An 18,728-nucleotide genomic window follows, 5' to 3' on the forward strand; every position below is an offset into this window, starting at 1 on the left:
AAAGACCGATTGTACAGGGCAAACCGCAGCCACGAATTCCGATTATTCGGGCATCTGGTTTTGACGGAGCCCGCTGCGTAATGTAGGTCAAACTCAACCCGAGCAGCGCCGGTCAACGGCCAGATACCTGAAAGTCACCCGATGCAGGCTAGCCCTTTGAAGTTCAACATCGTCATCATCGGGCAAAACAACCGGCTACAGTATGAGGCACTGCTTTTTGCCGCGTCCCTGCGCCACAGCGCGCCGAATTTCGCAGGCCGTTTGTTTGTGGCCGTCCCGCAGCCCGGCCCGCACTGGCCGCAAGACCCAAGCATCCGGAATGAGGACGTGCTGAAAGCGTTGCGGCAACTGGATGCGGAAATCCTGCCATTCGACAATCATGTCTTCGGCAACAGCTATCCCCACGGTAACAAGATCGAGGCGCTGCTGGCCCTGCCCGAAGGCGAGCCATTCGTTTTCTTCGACAGCGATACGCTGATCACCGGCAATCTAACCACGGTGCCGTTTGATTTTGACCGACCTGGTGCCTCGCAAAAGGTCGAAGGGACGTGGCCCAAACCCACCCTGTATGGCCCCGGTTTCGATGGTATCTGGAGCGCCCTCTATCACCGGTTCGAGCTGGACTTCGAAAGCTCATTGGATACCAGCCAGCCCGAGAATTACTGGCGGCGGTATTTGTATTTCAACGCGGGCTATTTCTACTATTCATGCCCGCGCAAGTTCGGCGCGCGTTTTCTGGACTTTGCCCGCACGATCCGGGATGGGAATATCCCCGAACTGGCCGGGCAGAACCTTGACCCATGGCTGGATCAGGCCGCCCTGCCGTTGGTTGTCCATTCCTTCGGTGGCGGGCGGGATACCCTGCCCCCGGGCCTGCTGGATGGATCCGTCAGCTGTCACTATCGCCTGTTCCCCCTGCTCTATGCCCGCGAATGCGACCATGTGATTGAGGTGCTTGAAACCGTCGTTGCCCCCAACCGGGTCAAGAAGGTCCTCAAGGGATATGACCCGATCAAAAAGCTGGTTTTGCAGCGTAAGGGCCACAAGATCAGGGACCTGTTCGATCGCGAGAACCTGCCCCAGCGCGAACAGGTCATTCGCAATACGATCAAGAACAAGGGCCTGTGGATGCGCTGACAGGATTGTTGTGCGCGCGCGCTCAATCGCCTAGAGATTCAGCAACAAACATTCCAACAGGAGATTTTAGCGATGTCTGACGGCCCTACCTACGGTTTTGACACACTTCAGATTCACGCGGGCGCACGGCCCGATCCGGCAACGGGCGCGCGTCAGACTCCGATCTATCAAACAACAGCTTATGTGTTCCGCGACGCAGATCACGCGGCGGCGCTGTTCAACTTGCAAGAAGTTGGCTTCATCTATTCCCGCCTGACCAACCCCACTGTGGCCGTGCTGCAAGAACGTATCGCCACGCTTGAGGGCGGAGTGGGCGCGGTCTGCTGTTCTTCTGGTCACGCGGCGCAGATCATGGCGCTGTTCCCACTGATGGGACCGGGGTGCAACGTGGTATCCTCGACGCGCCTTTATGGCGGCACGGTCACGCAGTTCAGCCAGACGATCAAACGCTTTGGCTGGTCGGCCAAGTTTGTCGACACCGATGATCTGGACGCCGTAAAAAATGCCATCGACGAGAACACCCGCGCGATATTCTGTGAATCCGTCGCCAACCCGGGTGGCTATGTCACCGATATCCGTGCGATGGCCGATATTGCAGATGCAGCAGGTATCCCACTGATTGTCGACAACACATCGGCCACACCGTACCTGTGCCGCCCCATCGAACAGGGCGCGACGCTGGTGGTGCATTCAACGACCAAGTACCTGACCGGCAACGGCACGGTCACCGGCGGCTGTATCGTGGATTCGGGCAAGTTCGACTGGTCGGCGAATGACAAGTTCCCCTCGCTCAGCGAGCCGGAACAAGCCTATCACGGCCTGAAGTTCCACGAGACCTTTGGCCCGCTGGCCTTTACCTTCCACGGTATCGCCATTGGCCTGCGTGATCTGGGTATGACGATGAACCCGCAAGCCGCGCATTATACGCTGATGGGGATCGAGACTCTGTCCCTGCGGATGGAGCGCCACGTGGAGAATGCCCAAAAGATCGCCGCCTGGCTCGAATCTGATGACCGCGTGGATTACGTGACCTATGCGGGCCTGCCCTCGTCGCCCTACCATGACCGGGTGAAAGCACACTACAAAAAGGGTGCCGGCGCGTTGTTCACCTTTGCTGTCAAAGGCGGCTATGACGCCTGTGTCAAACTGGTGAACGCGCTTGAGATTTTCAGCCACGTTGCCAATCTGGGCGATGCGCGGTCGCTGATCATCCACTCAGCCTCGACTACCCACCGGCAACTGACGCCTGAACAGCAAGAGGCCGCAGGTGCAGGCCCCGGCGTCGTCCGCGTGTCCATCGGCATCGAGGATGCAGACGACCTGATCGCCGATCTGGATCAGGCGCTGGCCAAAGCCACGGCCTGAGTCATGAGCGGCCACGACACCAACAAACTGGGCCAACCCGTCGGTCTGCCGGTATCGGGCGAATTCCCGCGCCCGACGCCACCCTATACGCCGATGGAAGGTCAGTATTGTTCCGTCGTGCCGCTGGACGTAAACCGGCATGCGCCCGGGCTTTACCGGGCGTTTGCCAACGATAGGGATGGGCACAACTGGACCTACCTGCCCTATGGACCCTTCGACAGGGAACAGGATTTTGAGGATTGGACCCGCGCCACATGCATGGATGCCGATCCGATGTTCCACACGGTGTTGGACGAAGACGAAACGCCGATCGGCATGGCTTCGTTCTTACGGATCGAACCCGCGGCAGGTGTGATCGAGGTCGGCCACATTCACTTTTCACCCCTGCTGCAGCGCAGCCCGAAATCGACCGAGACCATGTATCTGATGATGCGCCGCGTCTTCGACGAACTGGGCTATCGCCGCTATGAGTGGAAATGCGACGCCCTGAACGCCGCTTCCTGCCGTTCGGCTGAACGATTGGGTTTTACATTCGAAGGCATCTTTCGGCAGGCCACCCATTACAAGGGTCGGAACCGGGATACGGCCTGGTATTCGATCCTCGACAGTGAATGGCCGCGGATCAAGGCCGCGTTTGAGAATTGGCTTTCGCCAGACAATTTTGACCAGACGGGCCAACAGCGGCAATCGCTGCAGGCCCGCAGTCAAGGCAAAGGATCACTCGGCCATCCCGAATTCCATCGACACGTTGACCGAGATTGAAATCTCACCCCCCGCGACCGGCACACCGCCCCCTTCGGCCATAGCCATCGCACGCATCTGCGGTGCGGGGTTGATTCCTCCGACCCGCTCGCTGATCTGCTGAACCTGGCCCAGAGTTACGTTGGCCGCCTGCGCCAGTTGTTCCGCCTTTGCAGTTGCTTCGGCAACAGCCTTGGCCCGCGCCTGCGCCTGCAGCGGTGCGGGGTCCTGCACACCAAAGCTGAGACCACCAAAGTCATTCGCACCGTCCTGAATGACCCCATCCATGATCGTGCCCAACTGTGTCAGATCACGAACACGGACCTGCACATTGTTCGATGCCACAAAGCCGGAAATCTCGGGCCGCTCGCCACTTTGATTGTTGCGCCCGGACCAAACCGGCGACAACGACAGATCGCGAGTTTGTACATCGCGGGATTCGACGCCCATATCCTCAAGCCGTTTCAGAATTTGCGCCACCGCATCAGATGTCGCCTGCATCGCATTTGACGCCTGTGGATCTTCGTTGGTGACGCCCAAAGTGATGGTTGCCATATCCGGTGCAGCCAGCACGGTACCGGTTGCGTCCACGGTGATGCGACGTTCTTCCGCATGGGCCATACCGGCGGCTGTCACGGCCAGCATTGCGGCCAGAAAAGCGATTTTCTTCAAGGTCTTCCCTCCAATTTCTTCTGTACCAAGATGGGGCCGCCGGGGTTTATCAGACAAGGGGAAGCGTTGGCTTTTTCTTTCCCTCGGCGAGATCCTGCTTTAATGTCAGCCTGCGGACGAAAAGTCGTTTGCATCGATGCTGACAATTATGGTTCCTCGGGAATATGAAACCCGCCTTTGCGCTGTCTTTTTCTGCAACCGGAATATCTTTGCACCACCAATCCGATGACGATTGGTTTTGCATTGGTAACGTTGCATTGGACGCGCCGGACCTGAATTCGCATCTTCACGCCCTGCGGGAAAAAGCCTTTGCTTTGGAAAACAACCTGCGGTGCAAGGTCATAATCCCGACCAAGCAGGTGCGTTTTTTGTCGGTGGAAACTGACAATCAGCCATTGGAAGAAGACATAAAGGAAAAGCTGGCCAAGGCTACGCCATATACGGTCGAAGACTTGGTTTTTGACACCGCGACCGTCGGCCCCACCACCTATGTCGCCGCCGTGACGCAACAAACACTGGATGAGGCACGCGAATTTGCAACCGAACACGGTTTCATACCGGTTCAGTTCACAACCGAGACCGATCCCGAGTCTTTCCCTTCTGAGCCATTGTTTGGGACCTCAGAATCTGCGCCTTTTGCGACCGAGGCCAAAGATGAGGTTCAATCGGACGCAGCAGAACCAAATGTGCATCCTATCGCTGAAGAAGCAGCCCCGGATGTGTTCCGATCTGCGCCGGCGACCTCCGCCCCCAGCAAAATACCTACTGAGGTATTCACAAAACAGAATGTTGTTCCAGCCGCGGCCGCACTGGGGATAGCGGCAGTGTTGGGCGCATGGGCGCTGATCGGATCAAACGAGATACAAACAGCCGAACCGGAAACGGCACAGGTAGAAGACGCCCTGCCCGCATCCACCCCTCAGGCCAGTGTCGAAACCGAGAACCCGACCACGCCCGGAGTAGCACCTGCCGAAACGGCCGAGCTTGATACGGACGCCACCCTTTCTGAACAGGATACACCCGCCCAAAACGAGGATGTTCAACCGGAGCTTTCGCCCACGGACACAGCCATTCTCGAGGCGTTAAACGTCGCCCCGACAATCGTGGAAGAGGTTGCACGCGACCCCGTGATCCAAGCAACCTCAGCCCAGCCCGGCCTTGAGATCATCGCGCCCGATCCCCTGTTGCCCCCGGTTTTACCCCCGCAGGATGAGCTGTATCTGGCTTCGGTCGACAACTCCAACCTATCGACTGACGCCGTTGCTCTGCCCACAGCGCAAAGCTTTGCCACAGATGAACCCTTTGACCAGGTTGCACTGCCCAGCACTGCCGGCGCCCAGTTCGAGCTTGATGATCGCGGCCTGGTCACACCCAGTGCCGAGGGCACGCTGAACCCGGACGGTATTGTCGTCTATCTCGGGCGTCCTTCGAAGACACCACCCGAGCCACCTGTCCGGTTCGAAGAGGAACCCACCCTTGAGGAAACCCCCGACAGGCTGGCCGGGCTGCGCCCAAAGCCCCGCCCCAGCAATCTGATCGAACAGTTCGAACGTCAACAGCTGGGCGGACGTACGCGTGAAGAACTGGCGGGACGGCGCCCCAAACTGCGCCCTGCCTCACTGCAACAACAGCCGCAGATTGACTATACCCCCACCGCGCTGGCGGTGGTGCGCGTGCCGCGACCAAAATCCCGCCCGGCAGGTCTTGCACCACCTACCGGGACGCAAACCGCCAATCTGGGGTCAACGGCGGCCATCAGTCAGGTCGAGGCCGGGTCATTCCAACCCAAAGCCGTTGCCCCAAAGATTCCGTCTGCCGCTTCGGTCGCGCGTCAGGCGACAATCGACAACGCGCTGAACCTGCGTAAACTAAATCTGATCGGGGTTTATGGAACACCCGCCAACCGCCGCGCGCTGGTGCGGCTGCCCAGCGGTCGCTACAAAAAGCTGAAGATCGGCGACAGGTTGGACGGCGGCAAGGTCATCGCAATTGGGGACAGTGAACTGCGCTATCAGAAAAAAGGTAGGAACCTTACACTGAAGATGCCACGCAGTTAAAGCGGGCGAAATCGCCCGCTTTTTTGCATTAGTATACGGCGTTAAGCCGCTGAAATTTCACCGCTTTCGATCTGCTCGCGCTCGATAGATTCGAACAGGGCTTGAAAGTTCCCTTCGCCAAACCCATCGTCGCCCTTACGCTGAATAAACTCGAAAAAGATCGGGCCGATCACGGTTTTCGAGAAGATTTGCAGCAAGATTCTGGTCTCGCCGCCATCCAGAACACCTTCACCGTCGATCAGAATGCCGTGTTTCATCATACGGTCCAGCGGCTCGTCATGGTCGGCAACCCGATCCTTGGACATCTCGTAATAGGCCTTGTTCGGGCCGGGCATGAATTTCAAACCCTTCTCGGCAATCGCGTCGGTCGAGGCGTAGATATCCTCACTGCCCACCGCAATATGCTGAATACCTTCACCTTTATACTTGTTGAGGTAGGACACGATCTGCCCGGTTTCGCCCCGATCTTCGTTGATCGGAATGCGGATACGTCCGCAAGGCGACGTCAGGGCGCGGCTGAATAGGCCGGTAAATTTACCCTGAATGTCGAAAAATCGAATTTCGCGAAAGTTAAACAGAGTTTCGTAGAATTCGAACCACTTATCCATATTCCCGCGATAAACATTGTGCGTCAGGTGATCGAGGTAATAGAACCCATCACCGCGCGGTTTGGACTGTGTCGTCCAGGTGAACTCTTGGTTGTAAGGCGAAGTGTCGTGGTACTGATCGATGAAATAGATCAATGAGCCTCCGATCCCCTTGATCGCCGGAACATTCATCACTTTGTCCGCCGCGTCATAGGGTTCTGCACCTTTGGCCACAGCGTGTTCATAAGCTTTTTGCGCATCCTCAACGCGCCAGCCCATCGCCGAGGCACAGGGGCCATGTTCGTCAGCGAACCGGGCGGCGAAACTTTCAGGGTCAGCGTTGAGGATATAGGTCACGTCGCCCTGCTGCCACAGCTCGACCGTGGGCTTATCCTTGTGGTGGCCAACTTTTTCATAACCCATTCTGGCAAACAGGTCGCGCAACTCCTGCGGTTCGGGGTGGGCGAACTCTACAAATTCAAACCCGTCCGTACCGACCGGGTTTTCTTTGCTGATCACAGATTTTGGGGCGTTGTGGGGGAAAGGACCCATGGCGCGTCTCCTTAAAACAGGAATTTCTTTGCTGATTCCAAAATACGCCTTAACTGGCGCTGTTTCTGCGCATAGTTTTCGTGTAAACTAGGAAATAACGCGCAAAATCCGCATGTTTGCGCAAAATTTTGGAGATTTTCCGCATATGCTGGATACCACCGATATGCGCCTGTTATCCGCTTTGCAGGTGGATGCCCATCTGACTGCACATCAACTGGGTGAGATGCTGAACCTGTCGCCCAGCCAGGCCGGGCGGCGGCGGCAACGGCTGGAGGCCGAAGGATACATCACAGGGTATGCAGCGCGGCTGGACCCGCTGAAACTTGGGCTGCACGTTCAGGGATTCGTTCAGGTACATCTGGGCACCCACGGCCCCGAACAATCGCAAAGCTTTGCCCGTATGGTGGACACCCGACCTGAGATCACCAGCGCCTGGACGATGACAGGTGAGGCAGATTACCTGCTGCATGTCTATTGCGACGATCTAGCCGCGCTCAACCGCTTGCTTCACCAGGTGATCCTGCCGCATCCTGCCGTGGCGCGGGTTCAAAGCCAGATCGTAATGGACCAGCTCAAACGCGACGCCCCGTTGCCCACCTGACCCAACCGAAAGGACCGACATGGACGACTTCCTCTATCAGGCTTCGATCTATCTGGCAGCAGCCGTGATCGCAGTGCCGTTATCGGCACGTCTGGGATTGGGGTCGGTGTTGGGGTATCTGGCCGCCGGGATCGTAATCGGCCCCATATTCGGGCTTGTCGGCGCCGAAACCGAAAGCCTGCAGCATGTGGCCGAGTTCGGCGTAGTCATGATGCTGTTCCTGATCGGGCTTGAACTTGAGCCGCGCGCGCTTTGGGACATGCGCGACAGGCTTTTGGGGCTGGGCGGCCTGCAGGTCGGTCTGTCAACTGCCGCCATTGCTGCTGTTGCTATTTATTCGAACCATCCATGGTCCGTGGCGTTGGCCGTTGGTCTGACCCTGTCGCTATCCTCGACGGCGATTGTGCTGCAAACGCTGTCCGAGAAAGGGTTGATGCAGACAAACGGAGGTCGTGCCACGTTTTCCGTGCTGCTGACGCAGGATATCGCGGTGATCCCCATTCTGGCCTTGCTGCCGCTGTTGGCGCTGCCAGCCATGCCACATATCGAAAGCGACGGGTCAATCGACCGCGGCGCGAAGGACTTGCACGACACGGCGCATCACAGCTTGTCTCTGGTCGAGGGCCTGCCCGGTTGGGCCGTCACGCTGGTCACCCTTGGCGCCATTGCGTTTGTGATCCTGGCCGGCGTCTACCTGACGCGCCCCCTATTCCGTTTCATCCACGCCACCCGTCTGCGCGAGATGTATACTGCGCTGGCCCTGATGATCGTCGTTGGGATTTCCTTCCTGATGACCCTTGTTGGTCTGTCCCCCGCCCTGGGCGCTTTCCTGGCAGGCGTTGTTCTGGCCAGCTCGGAATTTCGGCACGAGATGGAAAGCGACCTTGAGCCCTTTAAGGGTTTGTTCCTTGGTCTGTTCTTCATCACCGTTGGTGCCGGAATTGACGTCGCCTATTTCTTCAACGACCCGCTTGAGCTGATCGGACTGGCGCTGCTGGTCATTCTGACAAAGGGGGCCATCCTGTATTTGGTCGGGCGCGCCTTCAAGCTGCGCGGGCGTGATCACTGGCTGTTCACGCTGGGTCTGGCGCAGGCGGGTGAGTTCGGATTTGTCCTGCTGGCCTTTTCCACGCAGCAGAACGTCATCCCACCTGACTTGTCGCAGAAACTGTTAATGATCATCGCTCTGACCATGCTGATCACCCCGCTGTTGTTCATCATCTACGACCTTATGTCCCGCCGGATCGGAGACAACGCCCCGCAGGTCGAACCCGACGAGATCGACGAAAAAGGCCCGGTGATCATCGCGGGCATCGGTCGTTTTGGTCAGATCGTCAACCGGTTGGTGCGGGCCAGCGGCTTCAAGACCATCGTTCTGGATCATGACATCGAAACCATCCAGCTGATGCGCCGCTTTGGGGTCAAAGGGTTCCTGGGCGATCCAACACGGCCCGAGTTGCTGCGCGCAGCGGGGCTTGAGAAAGCCGCCGTTCTGGTGGCCGCAATGGACGACCGCAAGACTGTGACCCGTCTAGTCAGCTATGCGCGACGTCAGCGCCCGGACCTGCACATCATCGCCCGTGCCCATGACCGCACCCATGTTTACGAACTGTATCAGGCAGGCGCGAATGACATCGTGCGCGAGATGTTTGACAGCTCACTGCGAGCTGGGCGCTATGTGCTCGAGAATATCGGTCTCAGCGAATATGAGGCTGCACAGGCCGAGCAAACCTTTTACCACCACGACCGCGCCTCGATCCGGGATCTGGCCGAGCTGTGGATTCCCGGTATGCCCACGGCGGAAAACAAGAAATATATCGAGCGCGCTCAGCAGTTCGAGAAAGACCTGGAAACCGAACTTCTGGAACTGGCTGAAAAACACGCGCAGAAATCGGCCTGATCCTTTTTGGCGGATCAGGCCGTAAGGGTCAGCCGCCGGACACGCCGGCCTGGGCAAAGGTCGCCATGCCTGAATGACAGGCAACCGCGCTTTTGACGATATTGATCGCCAGCGCACCGCCCGACCCCTCGCCCAGGCGCAGCCCAAGGTTCAGCAGCGGCTGTTTGCCCAGCTTTTCCAATACCGCACCATGTGCGCCCTCGGCGCTTTGATGGCCCGCCACGGTGTGATCCAACGCTCCGGCAGATACATCGGCCAAACAGGCCGCAGCCGCCGAGCAGATAAAGCCATCCAGAATGACCGGAATGCGCAGAATGCGGGCCGCTGCAATGGCTCCGGCCATGGCTGCGATTTCGCGCCCGCCCAGACGACGCAGGGTTTCCAGCCCGTCACCCGAGTTCGCATGAAGCGCCACGCCTTCATCCACCACGCGGGTTTTGTTCGCCAACCCGGCGTCGTCTACACCTGTGCCACGCCCGGTCCAGTCCGAGGCGTCCCCGCCGAACATCGCACAGGCGATTGCAGCGGCCGGGGTGGTGTTGCCGATCCCCATCTCTCCGACCACCAAGAGATCAGCGTTGGGGTCAACAGCTGTCCAACCGGTGCGCAAGGCGTGCAAAAGGTCACCCTCGGACATCGCCGGACCAGCGGTGAAATCCGCCGTTGGCCTGTCCAATTCCAACGCATGCACATCCATGGTGGCACCTGCGGCCTTGGCCAATTGGTTGATTGCCGCACCACCATGTTCAAAGTTCATGACCATCTGCACGGTTACATCGGGTGGAAAAGCCGACACACCCTGTGCCGTCACCCCGTGATTGCCCGCGAACACAATAACCTGCGGTGCCGCGATTTCTGGGCGGGCATCGCCACGCCATCCGGCATACCAGATCGCCAAATCCTCAAGCCGCCCCAGCGCGCCGGGCGGTTTGGTTAGCTGTCCATTTCGGTCAGCCGCGCCCTGCAATGCGGCATCATTCGGACCCGGTGCATGACACAGGGCATCGCGGAGTGTTTTCAGGTCTTTAAGTTCGGGCAGCATCCAAAGCCTCGTTGCATCAGAGTGGTCCTGTGTGTTTAACCGAAGCGTCCGATCCAACAAGACCCCGAAAGGCGCGGGAGTGCATAAAAACGACACCAAGCTGTTTTCCGTGTGGGATATACCACTGGCGCTGGTCTTGCTGACCCGCCTACCGCTGCCGCGCCTGCCGGAAAGCACCTTTGCCCGGCAGGCCAGCGCCGCCTGGGCGTTTCCCGTGGTCGGTTTGATTGTAGGGCTGCTGGCTTGTGCGGTGGGTTGGGCCGCGATGGCTTTGAATTTACCCGCTATGGTCAGCGCTGTATTCCTTGTTGCGGCTCTGATCACGACCACGGGTGCTATGCACGAAGATGGTTTGGCCGATACCGTAGACGGGCTATGGGGAGGGTTCACCCCAGAGCGCCGATTGGAAATCATGAAGGACAGCCATATTGGCGCCTATGGCGTGCTGGCTCTGATCTTCACGCAGTTGATACGCGTCGCTTTGATTGTAACCCTGTTAACGGCAAGCGACTATGCCGCAATTCTTGCAGCCTGCATCTTGTCCCGCGCGGTTATGCCGGTTCTGATGAATGTCCTGCCAAATGCGCGCGATAGCGGTCTGAGCCACTCGGTCGGAGGGCCGCGAGGTGCGACAGTTGCGACAGGTTTTGGATTGGCTTTGCTAGGCGCGGTACTTTTGATGGGCGCTGCGGCCATTCCACCAACTCTCGTCGCTGCGCTGGTTGTTGCGGTGCTCGCCGGGGTCGCAAAGGCCAAAATCGGTGGTCAGACCGGTGATATCCTGGGGGCTTCGCAGCAATTGGCAGAACTGACATTTTTGACCGCGGTCGTAGCCGCGCTTTAGGCCGTACCACCGGTTTCGATCCTCAGCGTTTCACCGCAGTGCTTGCAATGCACCGCGTCAGGATCATGCCGATAAAGGCCACAGCTAGGGCACTTGTGGCGCACTTTCTGCGGCATGAAAACAGCCTGCGCCAGACGTACAAACAGCGCCACACCCACAACCATTATGAAGACTGAGAACAACTTGCCCGCCGGTGTTGCCAAGGTGATGTCGCCGAACCCTGTCGTCGTCAGCGTCGCCATGGTGAAATAAAGCGCATCAATATAGGCATGCGGGCTGCTATCAGGAATGAAAAACACCAGAACCGCCGTTGAGGTTGCGAACACGAATACAAGCAGGTTGATCGCCGCTATGACCGCATCCTCATGCGTTCGGAAGAACTGACTGTCACGTCGCAAATCCCGCAGCAGGTGGTAGGAGTGGATCAGGCGCAGGGCGCGCAGTATTCGAACGAAGGCCAAGTTTCCGGGCAAAAACGGCTCAAGCAGCAGCGAGGCGATCACGACGATATCGGCCAGTGTGTAAATCTTGCACAGAAGTTTCCAGCGGTCTTTCGCAATCCATAACCGGGCCAAGAAATCCAGCAGGATCAGAAATCCGACGCACAGGCTGGCCAGCGTGATCCCCGGCCCATGCGGCACATTCGCCGTGGACACGAAGAACACGATCGACGCGGCATCAAACAGGATCAGACCATAGCGGAACCAGACCGAAATCGGGTCATGCGCGATGTACAGAAACTTAACGGTTTGCTTTATCATGGTCATGTATCCGCCTCTGACTACTGGAAAATTAGCGGCAAATGCGGATTTCACCAAGTCCAGACACGAAAAAGGCCGCCCCTTTCAGGAGCGGCCCAAATTTCAGGATTACCCGCTATCAGGCGGCAGCAGCGCGCGAGGTCAGCACCTCATCGACTTGCTTGGCGGCTGAAACCTCACCGGCGCCGGACACGGCGGCCACTTCCCGGGTCAGACGCTCAAGCGCGGCTTCGTACAGCTGACGTTCGGAATAGCTCTGCTCGCGCTGATCATCTGTGCGGTGCAAGTCGCGCACCACTTCGGCAATCGAAATCAGGTCGCCCGAGTTGATTTTTTGTTCATATTCCTGCGCCCGGCGCGACCACATGGCGCGTTTCACCTTGGCCTTACCCTTAAGCGTCTTCATCGCTTGGCTGATGACATCGGGCGAGCTGAGCGACCGCAGGCCCGACTCGGTGACTTTGTTGGTTGGCACCCGCAGAGTCATCTTGTCTTTTTCAAAGGAGATGACGAACAGCTCAAGCGAATATCCCGCGACTTCTTGTTCTTCGATCGAGATAATCTGCCCCACACCATGCGCAGGGTAGACAACATAGTCATTCGGGCGGAACTCAAGCTTTTTCGACTTAGACATACAGGTTCATCCTTGGTTACAGAGTAAGATGCGGACAACAAAACAGCCTAGCCGGTGCCATTTCGGCCCCGTCAGGTGGCTCGTTTGTCACAAAATCAGAACTCCAAAGCACACATACTTACGGAGTACATCCCCATCTCATTCATCATTCAGCTTTCGATTATACCACAAAATTACGACACCTGAAAGGGCACGCCCAAAAACGGCCGTGAAACCTTATAAGTTTCAAAGCATTGCAACTTGTTTCTACACCTGAACCGTCAAGTTCAGAGAGCGAATCGCTTAGCCGCCTTCGCCGGGCGCTTCCGAGAAATACTTCTCCATCTTACCCTCTTCGCCGTCGCGTTCTTCGGCCTCGGGCAGCGGGTCTTTCTTGGTTACGATCACTGGCCATTGTTCTGAGAACTTACGGTTGAATTCCACCCACTGGTCCATCCCCGGCTCAGTATCGGGGCGGATGGCGTCGGCAGGACACTCGGGCTCACACACGCCGCAGTCGATGCATTCATCGGGATGAATGACCAAAGTATTCTCACCTTCGTAGAAACAATCCACCGGGCATACTTCGACGCAGTCGGTGTATTTGCAGCCAATGCAGTTTTCGGTGACAACATAGGTCATAGTCGGATTCCCATTTGCGGTTTGGGCGTTTAGCTAATCCAGTATTATACTGTCTTCAAGGGCGGATCAGCCCCTAGAGGTACGAGAAAGATCAAGCGCGCGCCGATCTTTCTTGGTTGGACGACCCTTTCCTTCGAATCCGGGGTTTCCGGGCGGCGCGTCCTTCTTTTCGGTCATATCGAAGTACAATGTTTGCGCCTCGAGTGCAGGGCCACGGCGTTCGCCCAGCTTTTCCACGCGAACGACGCGGACAATTCGCCCTTGTGGGAAGGTCAGAACGTCACCGGGCCCTACCGCTTGCGCTGGCTTGAGAACCCGGTTTCCATTCAACCGAACATGGCCGCCGCTGACCTGTTTGGCGGCCAGGCTGCGGGTCTTGAAGAACCGCGCCTGCCACAGCCATTTGTCGATCCGCAGCTTGGCCTCAGCCATCGGCGTTTAGTTACCGTCTTTCAAACCCATCAGCGCAGCTGCAAACGGGTTATCGGGATCGATCGCCTTTTCTTTCTTGGGCGGTCGGGATGAGAAGGTTTTCGCCCCTTGCGGCTTGCCACCCTTCTTACCTTGCGGTTTACCGCGACCATCCTGCGGCTTGCCGCGCGGCTTGCCTTTGCCTTGCCCCTGCCGCTGTTCACGGCGCGGGCCACGGTTGGCCTGGCGCTGACGGCCCCAGGTGAAGGTATAGAACACCTCGACCTCAGGTTCGTCCGTTGCCGGGGCCTCGGCTGCCGCCTCGGTGCTGTCGGTGGCCTCGGCTGACGCCTCGGCGGGGGCGGCGACCTCTTCGGTTGCTGCTTCCGGTGCCGGGGTTTCTTCGACAGCAGGTTGCTCGACCGCATTGGTCTCAGGAGTTTCGGCAGGTGCCGCTTTCACCTTTTCACGCTCGCCACGCTCAGCCTTGTAACCCAGGCCCTGCATCAGGTCGGCGAACTGTTCCAGCGTCATACCGGTGATCGACAGCATGTCGGGCTTGGCTTCAAACCCGCCACGGCTGTCTTCGGCGCGCAACATGTCGGCCAGACGTTCCAGCATGTCGATCCGGATCGAGCGCTCACCCGCATCGCGATATCCGCACATAGTGTCGTACCCTGCGGGCGCATCCTTGGCGACCGGAACGGTGACCAGCCCCGGAGGCGGTGCTTCGGGGAATTCCTGCAACCCATTGGCCAGTGCCCACAGAACCAGACGCAGACGCGTCGGTGCAGGTTTAAGCAGCAGCGGCATGAAGATGGTGAACTGACCGAACCGGATGCCGTGCTTGCGCAACGCGCCACGAGCGTCCTGATCAAGGTCCTTGACCTCTTGCGCGACGCCGGCGCGCGGCAGCACGCCCAGCGCTTCGACCATGCGGAAAGCGAACCCCTTGGCCACTCCGGACAGTTCCTCGTCGCGCGACAGGTTCAGCAGCGGTTCGAAAAGTGCGGCCACTTTACGGTCGATGAAATGCTGCAAACGGCGCTGCACTTTCTGCTCGACATCTGGGCCTGCGGCCTCATCCACAAAAACCTCGACCAACGGCTTGAGGGGCTCTGCGCCAGCAACCAGTTTGCCAACAGCATATTCGCCCCACATCAGGCCGCCCTGATCGGTAAAATCAATTTCGGTATCGGGCGCATTGTAGAAGCGATCGGCGCGCAGATGGAATTGCGGCGCAAGTGCTTGCAAGGAGGCCGTTTTCAATGCTTTCGCCTCGGTTCCTTGCGCGCTTTTGTCCGGAATAAACCGGAACCCTTCCAGACGACCGACGAATTCGCCTTCGACGGTCACTTCACCCTTGTCATTTACTTCGGCCAAAAGGGCCTCCTTCTGTTTGAGCCGGCGCAGCAACACAGATGTGCGCCGGTCCACAAATCTCTGAGTCAAACGATCATGCAATGCGTCTGACAGCCTGTCTTCTACAGTGCGTGTTTCGTCACGCCAATGTGATTCGTCATGCACCCAACTGTTTCGCTGCGCAACATATGTCCAGGTGCGAATATATGCCAACCTTTTAGACAAAGCATCGATATCTCCGTCGGTTCTGTCGATCCGGCGGATTTGGCGTGCCATGAAATCATCTGGGATTGAACCGCGTTCATGCAGGTGCCCATAGATCACTTCAAGCAGGCTGGTGTGTTCTGCGTGGCTGATACCGCGAAAATCGGGGATTCGGCACACATCCCACAACAAACGGATCGATTGGCCGTCACTGGCGCGGGCGGCAACTTCGGTCACTTGCGAGAGCGATTTCAACACATTCAGGTCATCTGCGGGCCGCGCTTTGATCAGATGTTCGTCATTCGGGCTGACCTCAAGCGAGTCGATCAGTGCGTCGATTGAGCCAAACCGTAGAGCGGCGTTCCGCCAATTCAGCTTTTTCATCGGCGTAAAGCGGCTGTCCATGATCGCCTGCGCCACGCCGTCGTCCAACGGAGGCGCCTCACCAGTCACGCCAAAAGTACCGTCCGACATGCCGCGCCCTGCCCGACCTGCGATCTGCGCCAATTCGTTCGGGGCGAGCGGGCGCATTCTGCGTCCGTCAAATTTGCTCAGGGACGAGAATGCTACATGGTTTACATCCAGGTTCAGGCCCATCCCGATGGCGTCGGTGGCAACCAGATAGTCGACCTCGCCATTCTGATACAGATCGACCTGCGCATTCCGGGTACGCGGGCTGAGGGCGCCCATGACCACGGCTGCCCCTCCCTTTTGGCGTCGCAAAAGCTCGGCAATCGCATAGACACTATCAACCGAGAATCCGACAATTGCGCTGCGCGCGGGCATACGGCTGATCTTCTTGGAACCCGCATAGACCAGCTGCGACATCCGCTCACGCCGAACAAATTGCGCCTCAGGGACCAAAGCCGCGATCGAGCCGCGCATGGTGTCCGAGCCCAGAAACAGCGTTTCGTTCGTGCCGCGCGCGCGCAGCAGGCGGTCGGTGAAGACGTGACCGCGTTCTGGATCGGCGCATAGCTGGATTTCATCCACCGCCACGAAATCTGTGCCCATACCTTCGGGCATCGCCTCGACCGTGCAGACCCAATATTGGGCACGGGGCGGCACGATCCGTTCCTCGCCCGTGACCAGCGCCACGACAGAAGGGCCGCGAATGGCGACGATCTTGTCATAAACCTCACGCGCCAGCAGACGCAGCGGCAGACCGATTACTCCAGTCCGATAGCCCAGCATCCGCTCGATCGCGTAATGGGTTTTACCTGTGTTGGTCGGGCCAAGTACGGCCACGATTCGGGATGACCCGCTCACCTTTGCCCCCTGCCCCGGTTCTTTAGAGGGCCGAGCCCTCGACCTGAGGCTTTAGTCGATTCACCGCATTGGTTACTTCTTCATGATGAGGATGTATAGCCAGCGCTCGCTCATACGCATCCAGTGCCTTGTCGGGCTGTTCGATGATCTCAAAAATCAGGCCAAGCCCGAAAATGGCCTCGTAATTGTTCGGGTTCAGAGTCAGCGCGTGCTCCAGATCAGCGGCGGCCATGCCAAAGCGATCCATCCCAAAAAACGCCGAGGCACGCAGATGCCAACCTTCGGCAAAGCCGGGCGCGTGATCAGTCAGGGCCGTAAGGTGTTCAACCGCGGTCAACACATCCCCGTCATCCAGCGCCTCGCGCCCACGTTCCAACAGCAAATCCGCCGAAGCGGACCCCGATTGCGACCACAGAGCCTTGAGTTGACGGTCGATACCAATCGCCTGTTCCGGCGTGGAAAGCGCCAATTGCTGAAGCAAGACGGCCTCGTCCCGCGAATCCGCCTGTTGTGCCACCGAACTGGTGGAAAACATGACCGTGACAAAAAGTGCCGTGACGGTACGTTTGAGATTGTTGATTGCAATGCCCATAACAATGTTGAGTGTAGCGTTGCGACCGGGGATGTCCATTCACGGCGCAGAAACAATATGAGGAACACCATGAGCGACATTCTTGAAAAAGCCGCAGCCGCGCTGAACGAAAAACTATCCGGCGGCGATTTCGACGCATCGGCCAAATTTGCCATCGCCGATTTGGGTGCTATCGTACTGGACGCGGACGGCGCACGCGTCAGCGATGACGACGCAGATGTCACCCTGACAGCGGATGCGGACACGTTCGAACAAATCCTCAGCGGCGACCTGAACCCCACGGGTGCGTTCATGTCGGGCAAGCTGAGCGTGGATGGAGACATGGGTATTGCCATGAAACTCGCCTCGGTGCTGGCCTGATGAAGTTCTCGCCGGCCCCTTTCTTTGAAGACGTGGCCGGCGGACCTGCCGGTGGTGCGGCCCATTGGGTGACGACTGCGGACGATACGCGTATCCGTGTGGGTCACTGGCACCCCGAAGGTGCAACAAACGGCACGGTGATGATGTTCCCCGGCCGGACGGAATACATCGAAAAATACGGCAACACGGCGGTTGAATTTATCGACCGTGGGTTTGCCTTTCTGGCCGTCGATTGGCGCGGTCAGGGTCTGGCAGACCGTTTGCTGGACGATCCCCGGGTCGGCCATGTCGACCAGTTCACCGACTATCAACAAGACGTGCGTGCCGCCTTGGAACTTGCCGCCCAACTTGATTTGCCCAAACCCTGGTACGTGATCGGCCATTCGATGGGCGGGGCAATTGGTCTGCGAGCGGTGCTGGAGCGTGATGTCTTTGCAGCCTGTGCCTTTACCGGCCCAATGTGGGGGATCTTTTTCACACCGATCATGAAACCGCTCAGCCGGTTGACGGCCTATTGGGGGCCACGGATTGGGCTGGGAGAGAAAACGCCTCCGACCACGTCGCTGGAAAGTTACGTTGCTTCACAACCCTTTGAGGGCAATATGCTGACACGCGATGCGGCGATGTATCAAATGATGAAAGACCAGCTTGAGGCGCACCCGGAACTGGCCCTTGGCGCGCCTTCCACTATTTGGCTGCGCGAGGCGCTGGACGAATGCGCCTGGCTGATGGAACAAACCGCTCCAGCGACGCCCGCCCTGACCTTCCTTGGCAGTCACGAGCAAATCGTTGACCGCAAAGCGATCCGGGCGCGGATGGCCAACTGGCCCAGCGGCACACTGGTTGAAATTCCCGATGGCGAACATGAGGTACTGATGGAGGCGCCCGATGTGCGCGGGCCCGTCTTTGATCAACTGACGGCACATTTTTTGACCGCCCATTCGGACGCACCGACCTCGGCTGCTCTTTCCAGCTAAACAAAACCTCACGCAAAGGCGGCTTGTGATCCTGGTCGC

At 58.3% G+C, this 18,728-nt stretch carries 18 protein-coding genes; 9 read left to right on the plus strand and 9 right to left on the minus strand.

Annotated elements, in window-relative coordinates; translation table 11 throughout:
* Positions 1-141: 141 nt before the first annotated feature.
* From AB1A64_RS08620 to AB1A64_RS08630, 3 genes are all read left to right on the plus strand, one after another.
* A complete protein-coding gene (locus AB1A64_RS08620; RefSeq protein ID WP_366551032.1) occupies positions 142-1,137 on the plus strand; it encodes a hypothetical protein in 996 nt (331 codons plus the stop codon).
* Positions 1,138-1,209: 72 nt separating this feature from the next.
* On the plus strand, positions 1,210-2,502 hold the full coding sequence (locus AB1A64_RS08625) for an O-acetylhomoserine aminocarboxypropyltransferase/cysteine synthase family protein (protein ID WP_366551033.1): 1,293 nt from the start codon (positions 1,210-1,212) through the stop codon (positions 2,500-2,502).
* Positions 2,503-2,505: 3 nt separating this feature from the next.
* On the plus strand, positions 2,506-3,264 hold the full coding sequence (locus tag AB1A64_RS08630) for a GNAT family protein (protein ID WP_366551034.1): 759 nt from the start codon (positions 2,506-2,508) through the stop codon (positions 3,262-3,264).
* Here the strand turns inward: AB1A64_RS08630 and AB1A64_RS08635 are convergent.
* A complete protein-coding gene (locus AB1A64_RS08635) occupies positions 3,220-3,915 on the minus strand; it encodes an SIMPL domain-containing protein (protein WP_366551035.1) in 696 nt (231 codons plus the stop codon). The genes AB1A64_RS08630 and AB1A64_RS08635 overlap by 45 nt on opposite strands.
* A 164-nt stretch (positions 3,916-4,079) precedes the next feature.
* Between AB1A64_RS08635 and AB1A64_RS08640 the strand changes: the two genes are divergently transcribed.
* Positions 4,080-5,972 carry a hypothetical protein gene (locus tag AB1A64_RS08640; RefSeq protein ID WP_366551036.1) on the plus strand — a complete coding sequence of 631 codons (1,893 nt, stop codon included), beginning with the start codon at positions 4,080-4,082 and terminating at the stop codon, positions 5,970-5,972.
* Between the two features lie 41 nt (positions 5,973-6,013).
* On the opposite strand, the gene hppD is transcribed toward AB1A64_RS08640, so the two are convergent.
* Positions 6,014-7,111, minus strand: coding sequence for a 4-hydroxyphenylpyruvate dioxygenase (gene hppD, locus AB1A64_RS08645; RefSeq protein ID WP_366551037.1), 1,098 nt, complete (start codon positions 7,109-7,111; stop codon positions 6,014-6,016).
* Between the two features lie 145 nt (positions 7,112-7,256).
* Between hppD and AB1A64_RS08650 the strand changes: the two genes are divergently transcribed.
* Together AB1A64_RS08650 and AB1A64_RS08655 are read left to right on the plus strand one after the other, a co-directional pair.
* Positions 7,257-7,712, plus strand: coding sequence for an Lrp/AsnC family transcriptional regulator (locus AB1A64_RS08650; protein WP_366551038.1), 456 nt, complete (start codon positions 7,257-7,259; stop codon positions 7,710-7,712).
* A gap of 19 nt (positions 7,713-7,731) precedes the next feature.
* Positions 7,732-9,612, plus strand: a complete 1,881-nt coding sequence (locus AB1A64_RS08655; RefSeq protein ID WP_366551039.1) for a monovalent cation:proton antiporter-2 (CPA2) family protein — start codon at positions 7,732-7,734, stop codon at positions 9,610-9,612.
* A gap of 28 nt (positions 9,613-9,640) precedes the next feature.
* On the opposite strand, the gene cobT is transcribed toward AB1A64_RS08655, so the two are convergent.
* A complete protein-coding gene (cobT, locus tag AB1A64_RS08660) occupies positions 9,641-10,654 on the minus strand; it encodes a nicotinate-nucleotide--dimethylbenzimidazole phosphoribosyltransferase (RefSeq protein WP_366551040.1) in 1,014 nt (337 codons plus the stop codon).
* Between the two features lie 79 nt (positions 10,655-10,733).
* Here cobT and cobS point away from each other — a divergent pair, with 79 nt between their 5' ends.
* Positions 10,734-11,498 carry an adenosylcobinamide-GDP ribazoletransferase gene (gene cobS / locus AB1A64_RS08665; protein ID WP_366551041.1) on the plus strand — a complete coding sequence of 255 codons (765 nt, stop codon included), beginning with the start codon at positions 10,734-10,736 and terminating at the stop codon, positions 11,496-11,498.
* Here the strand turns inward: cobS and AB1A64_RS08670 are convergent.
* The 6 genes from AB1A64_RS08670 to AB1A64_RS08695 all read right to left on the minus strand — a co-directional run bounded on the left by AB1A64_RS08670 (position 11,495) and on the right by AB1A64_RS08695 (position 17,391).
* Complete coding sequence (locus tag AB1A64_RS08670; RefSeq protein ID WP_366551042.1) at positions 11,495-12,265, minus strand: ion channel; 771 nt, start codon at positions 12,263-12,265, stop codon at positions 11,495-11,497. The two genes, cobS and AB1A64_RS08670, sit on opposite strands and share 4 nt — an antisense overlap.
* 112 nt (positions 12,266-12,377) lie before the next feature.
* A complete protein-coding gene (locus AB1A64_RS08675) occupies positions 12,378-12,893 on the minus strand; it encodes a CarD family transcriptional regulator (protein WP_170348382.1) in 516 nt (171 codons plus the stop codon).
* A gap of 282 nt (positions 12,894-13,175) precedes the next feature.
* Entirely contained in the window at positions 13,176-13,514 is a 339-nt protein-coding gene (fdxA, locus tag AB1A64_RS08680) for a ferredoxin FdxA (RefSeq protein WP_366551043.1), read from the minus strand.
* 66 nt (positions 13,515-13,580) lie between these two features.
* Positions 13,581-13,946 carry an RNA-binding S4 domain-containing protein gene (locus AB1A64_RS08685; RefSeq protein WP_366551044.1) on the minus strand — a complete coding sequence of 122 codons (366 nt, stop codon included), beginning with the start codon at positions 13,944-13,946 and terminating at the stop codon, positions 13,581-13,583.
* A gap of 6 nt (positions 13,947-13,952) precedes the next feature.
* Positions 13,953-16,760: a DEAD/DEAH box helicase gene (locus tag AB1A64_RS08690; protein ID WP_366551045.1), complete on the minus strand. Its 2,808-nt coding sequence runs from the start codon at positions 16,758-16,760 to the stop codon at positions 13,953-13,955.
* Positions 16,761-16,782: 22 nt separating this feature from the next.
* Positions 16,783-17,391: a tetratricopeptide repeat protein gene (locus AB1A64_RS08695; RefSeq protein WP_366551046.1), complete on the minus strand. Its 609-nt coding sequence runs from the start codon at positions 17,389-17,391 to the stop codon at positions 16,783-16,785.
* 30 nt (positions 17,392-17,421) lie between these two features.
* On the opposite strand from AB1A64_RS08695, the gene AB1A64_RS08700 reads away from it, so the two are divergent.
* The gene (locus AB1A64_RS08700) at positions 17,422-17,712 is read left to right on the plus strand and encodes an SCP2 sterol-binding domain-containing protein (protein ID WP_366551047.1); all 291 of its coding nucleotides are present in this window, start codon (positions 17,422-17,424) and stop codon (positions 17,710-17,712) included.
* Positions 17,712-18,689 carry an alpha/beta hydrolase gene (locus AB1A64_RS08705; protein ID WP_366551048.1) on the plus strand — a complete coding sequence of 326 codons (978 nt, stop codon included), beginning with the start codon at positions 17,712-17,714 and terminating at the stop codon, positions 18,687-18,689. Before AB1A64_RS08700 ends, AB1A64_RS08705 begins: the two co-directional genes overlap by 1 nt.
* Positions 18,690-18,728: the final 39 nt, after the last annotated feature.

The sequence above is a fragment of the Ruegeria sp. ANG10 genome, assembly GCF_040705255.1.
In the GTDB taxonomy this organism is placed as follows: Bacteria; Pseudomonadota; Alphaproteobacteria; order Rhodobacterales; family Rhodobacteraceae; genus Ruegeria.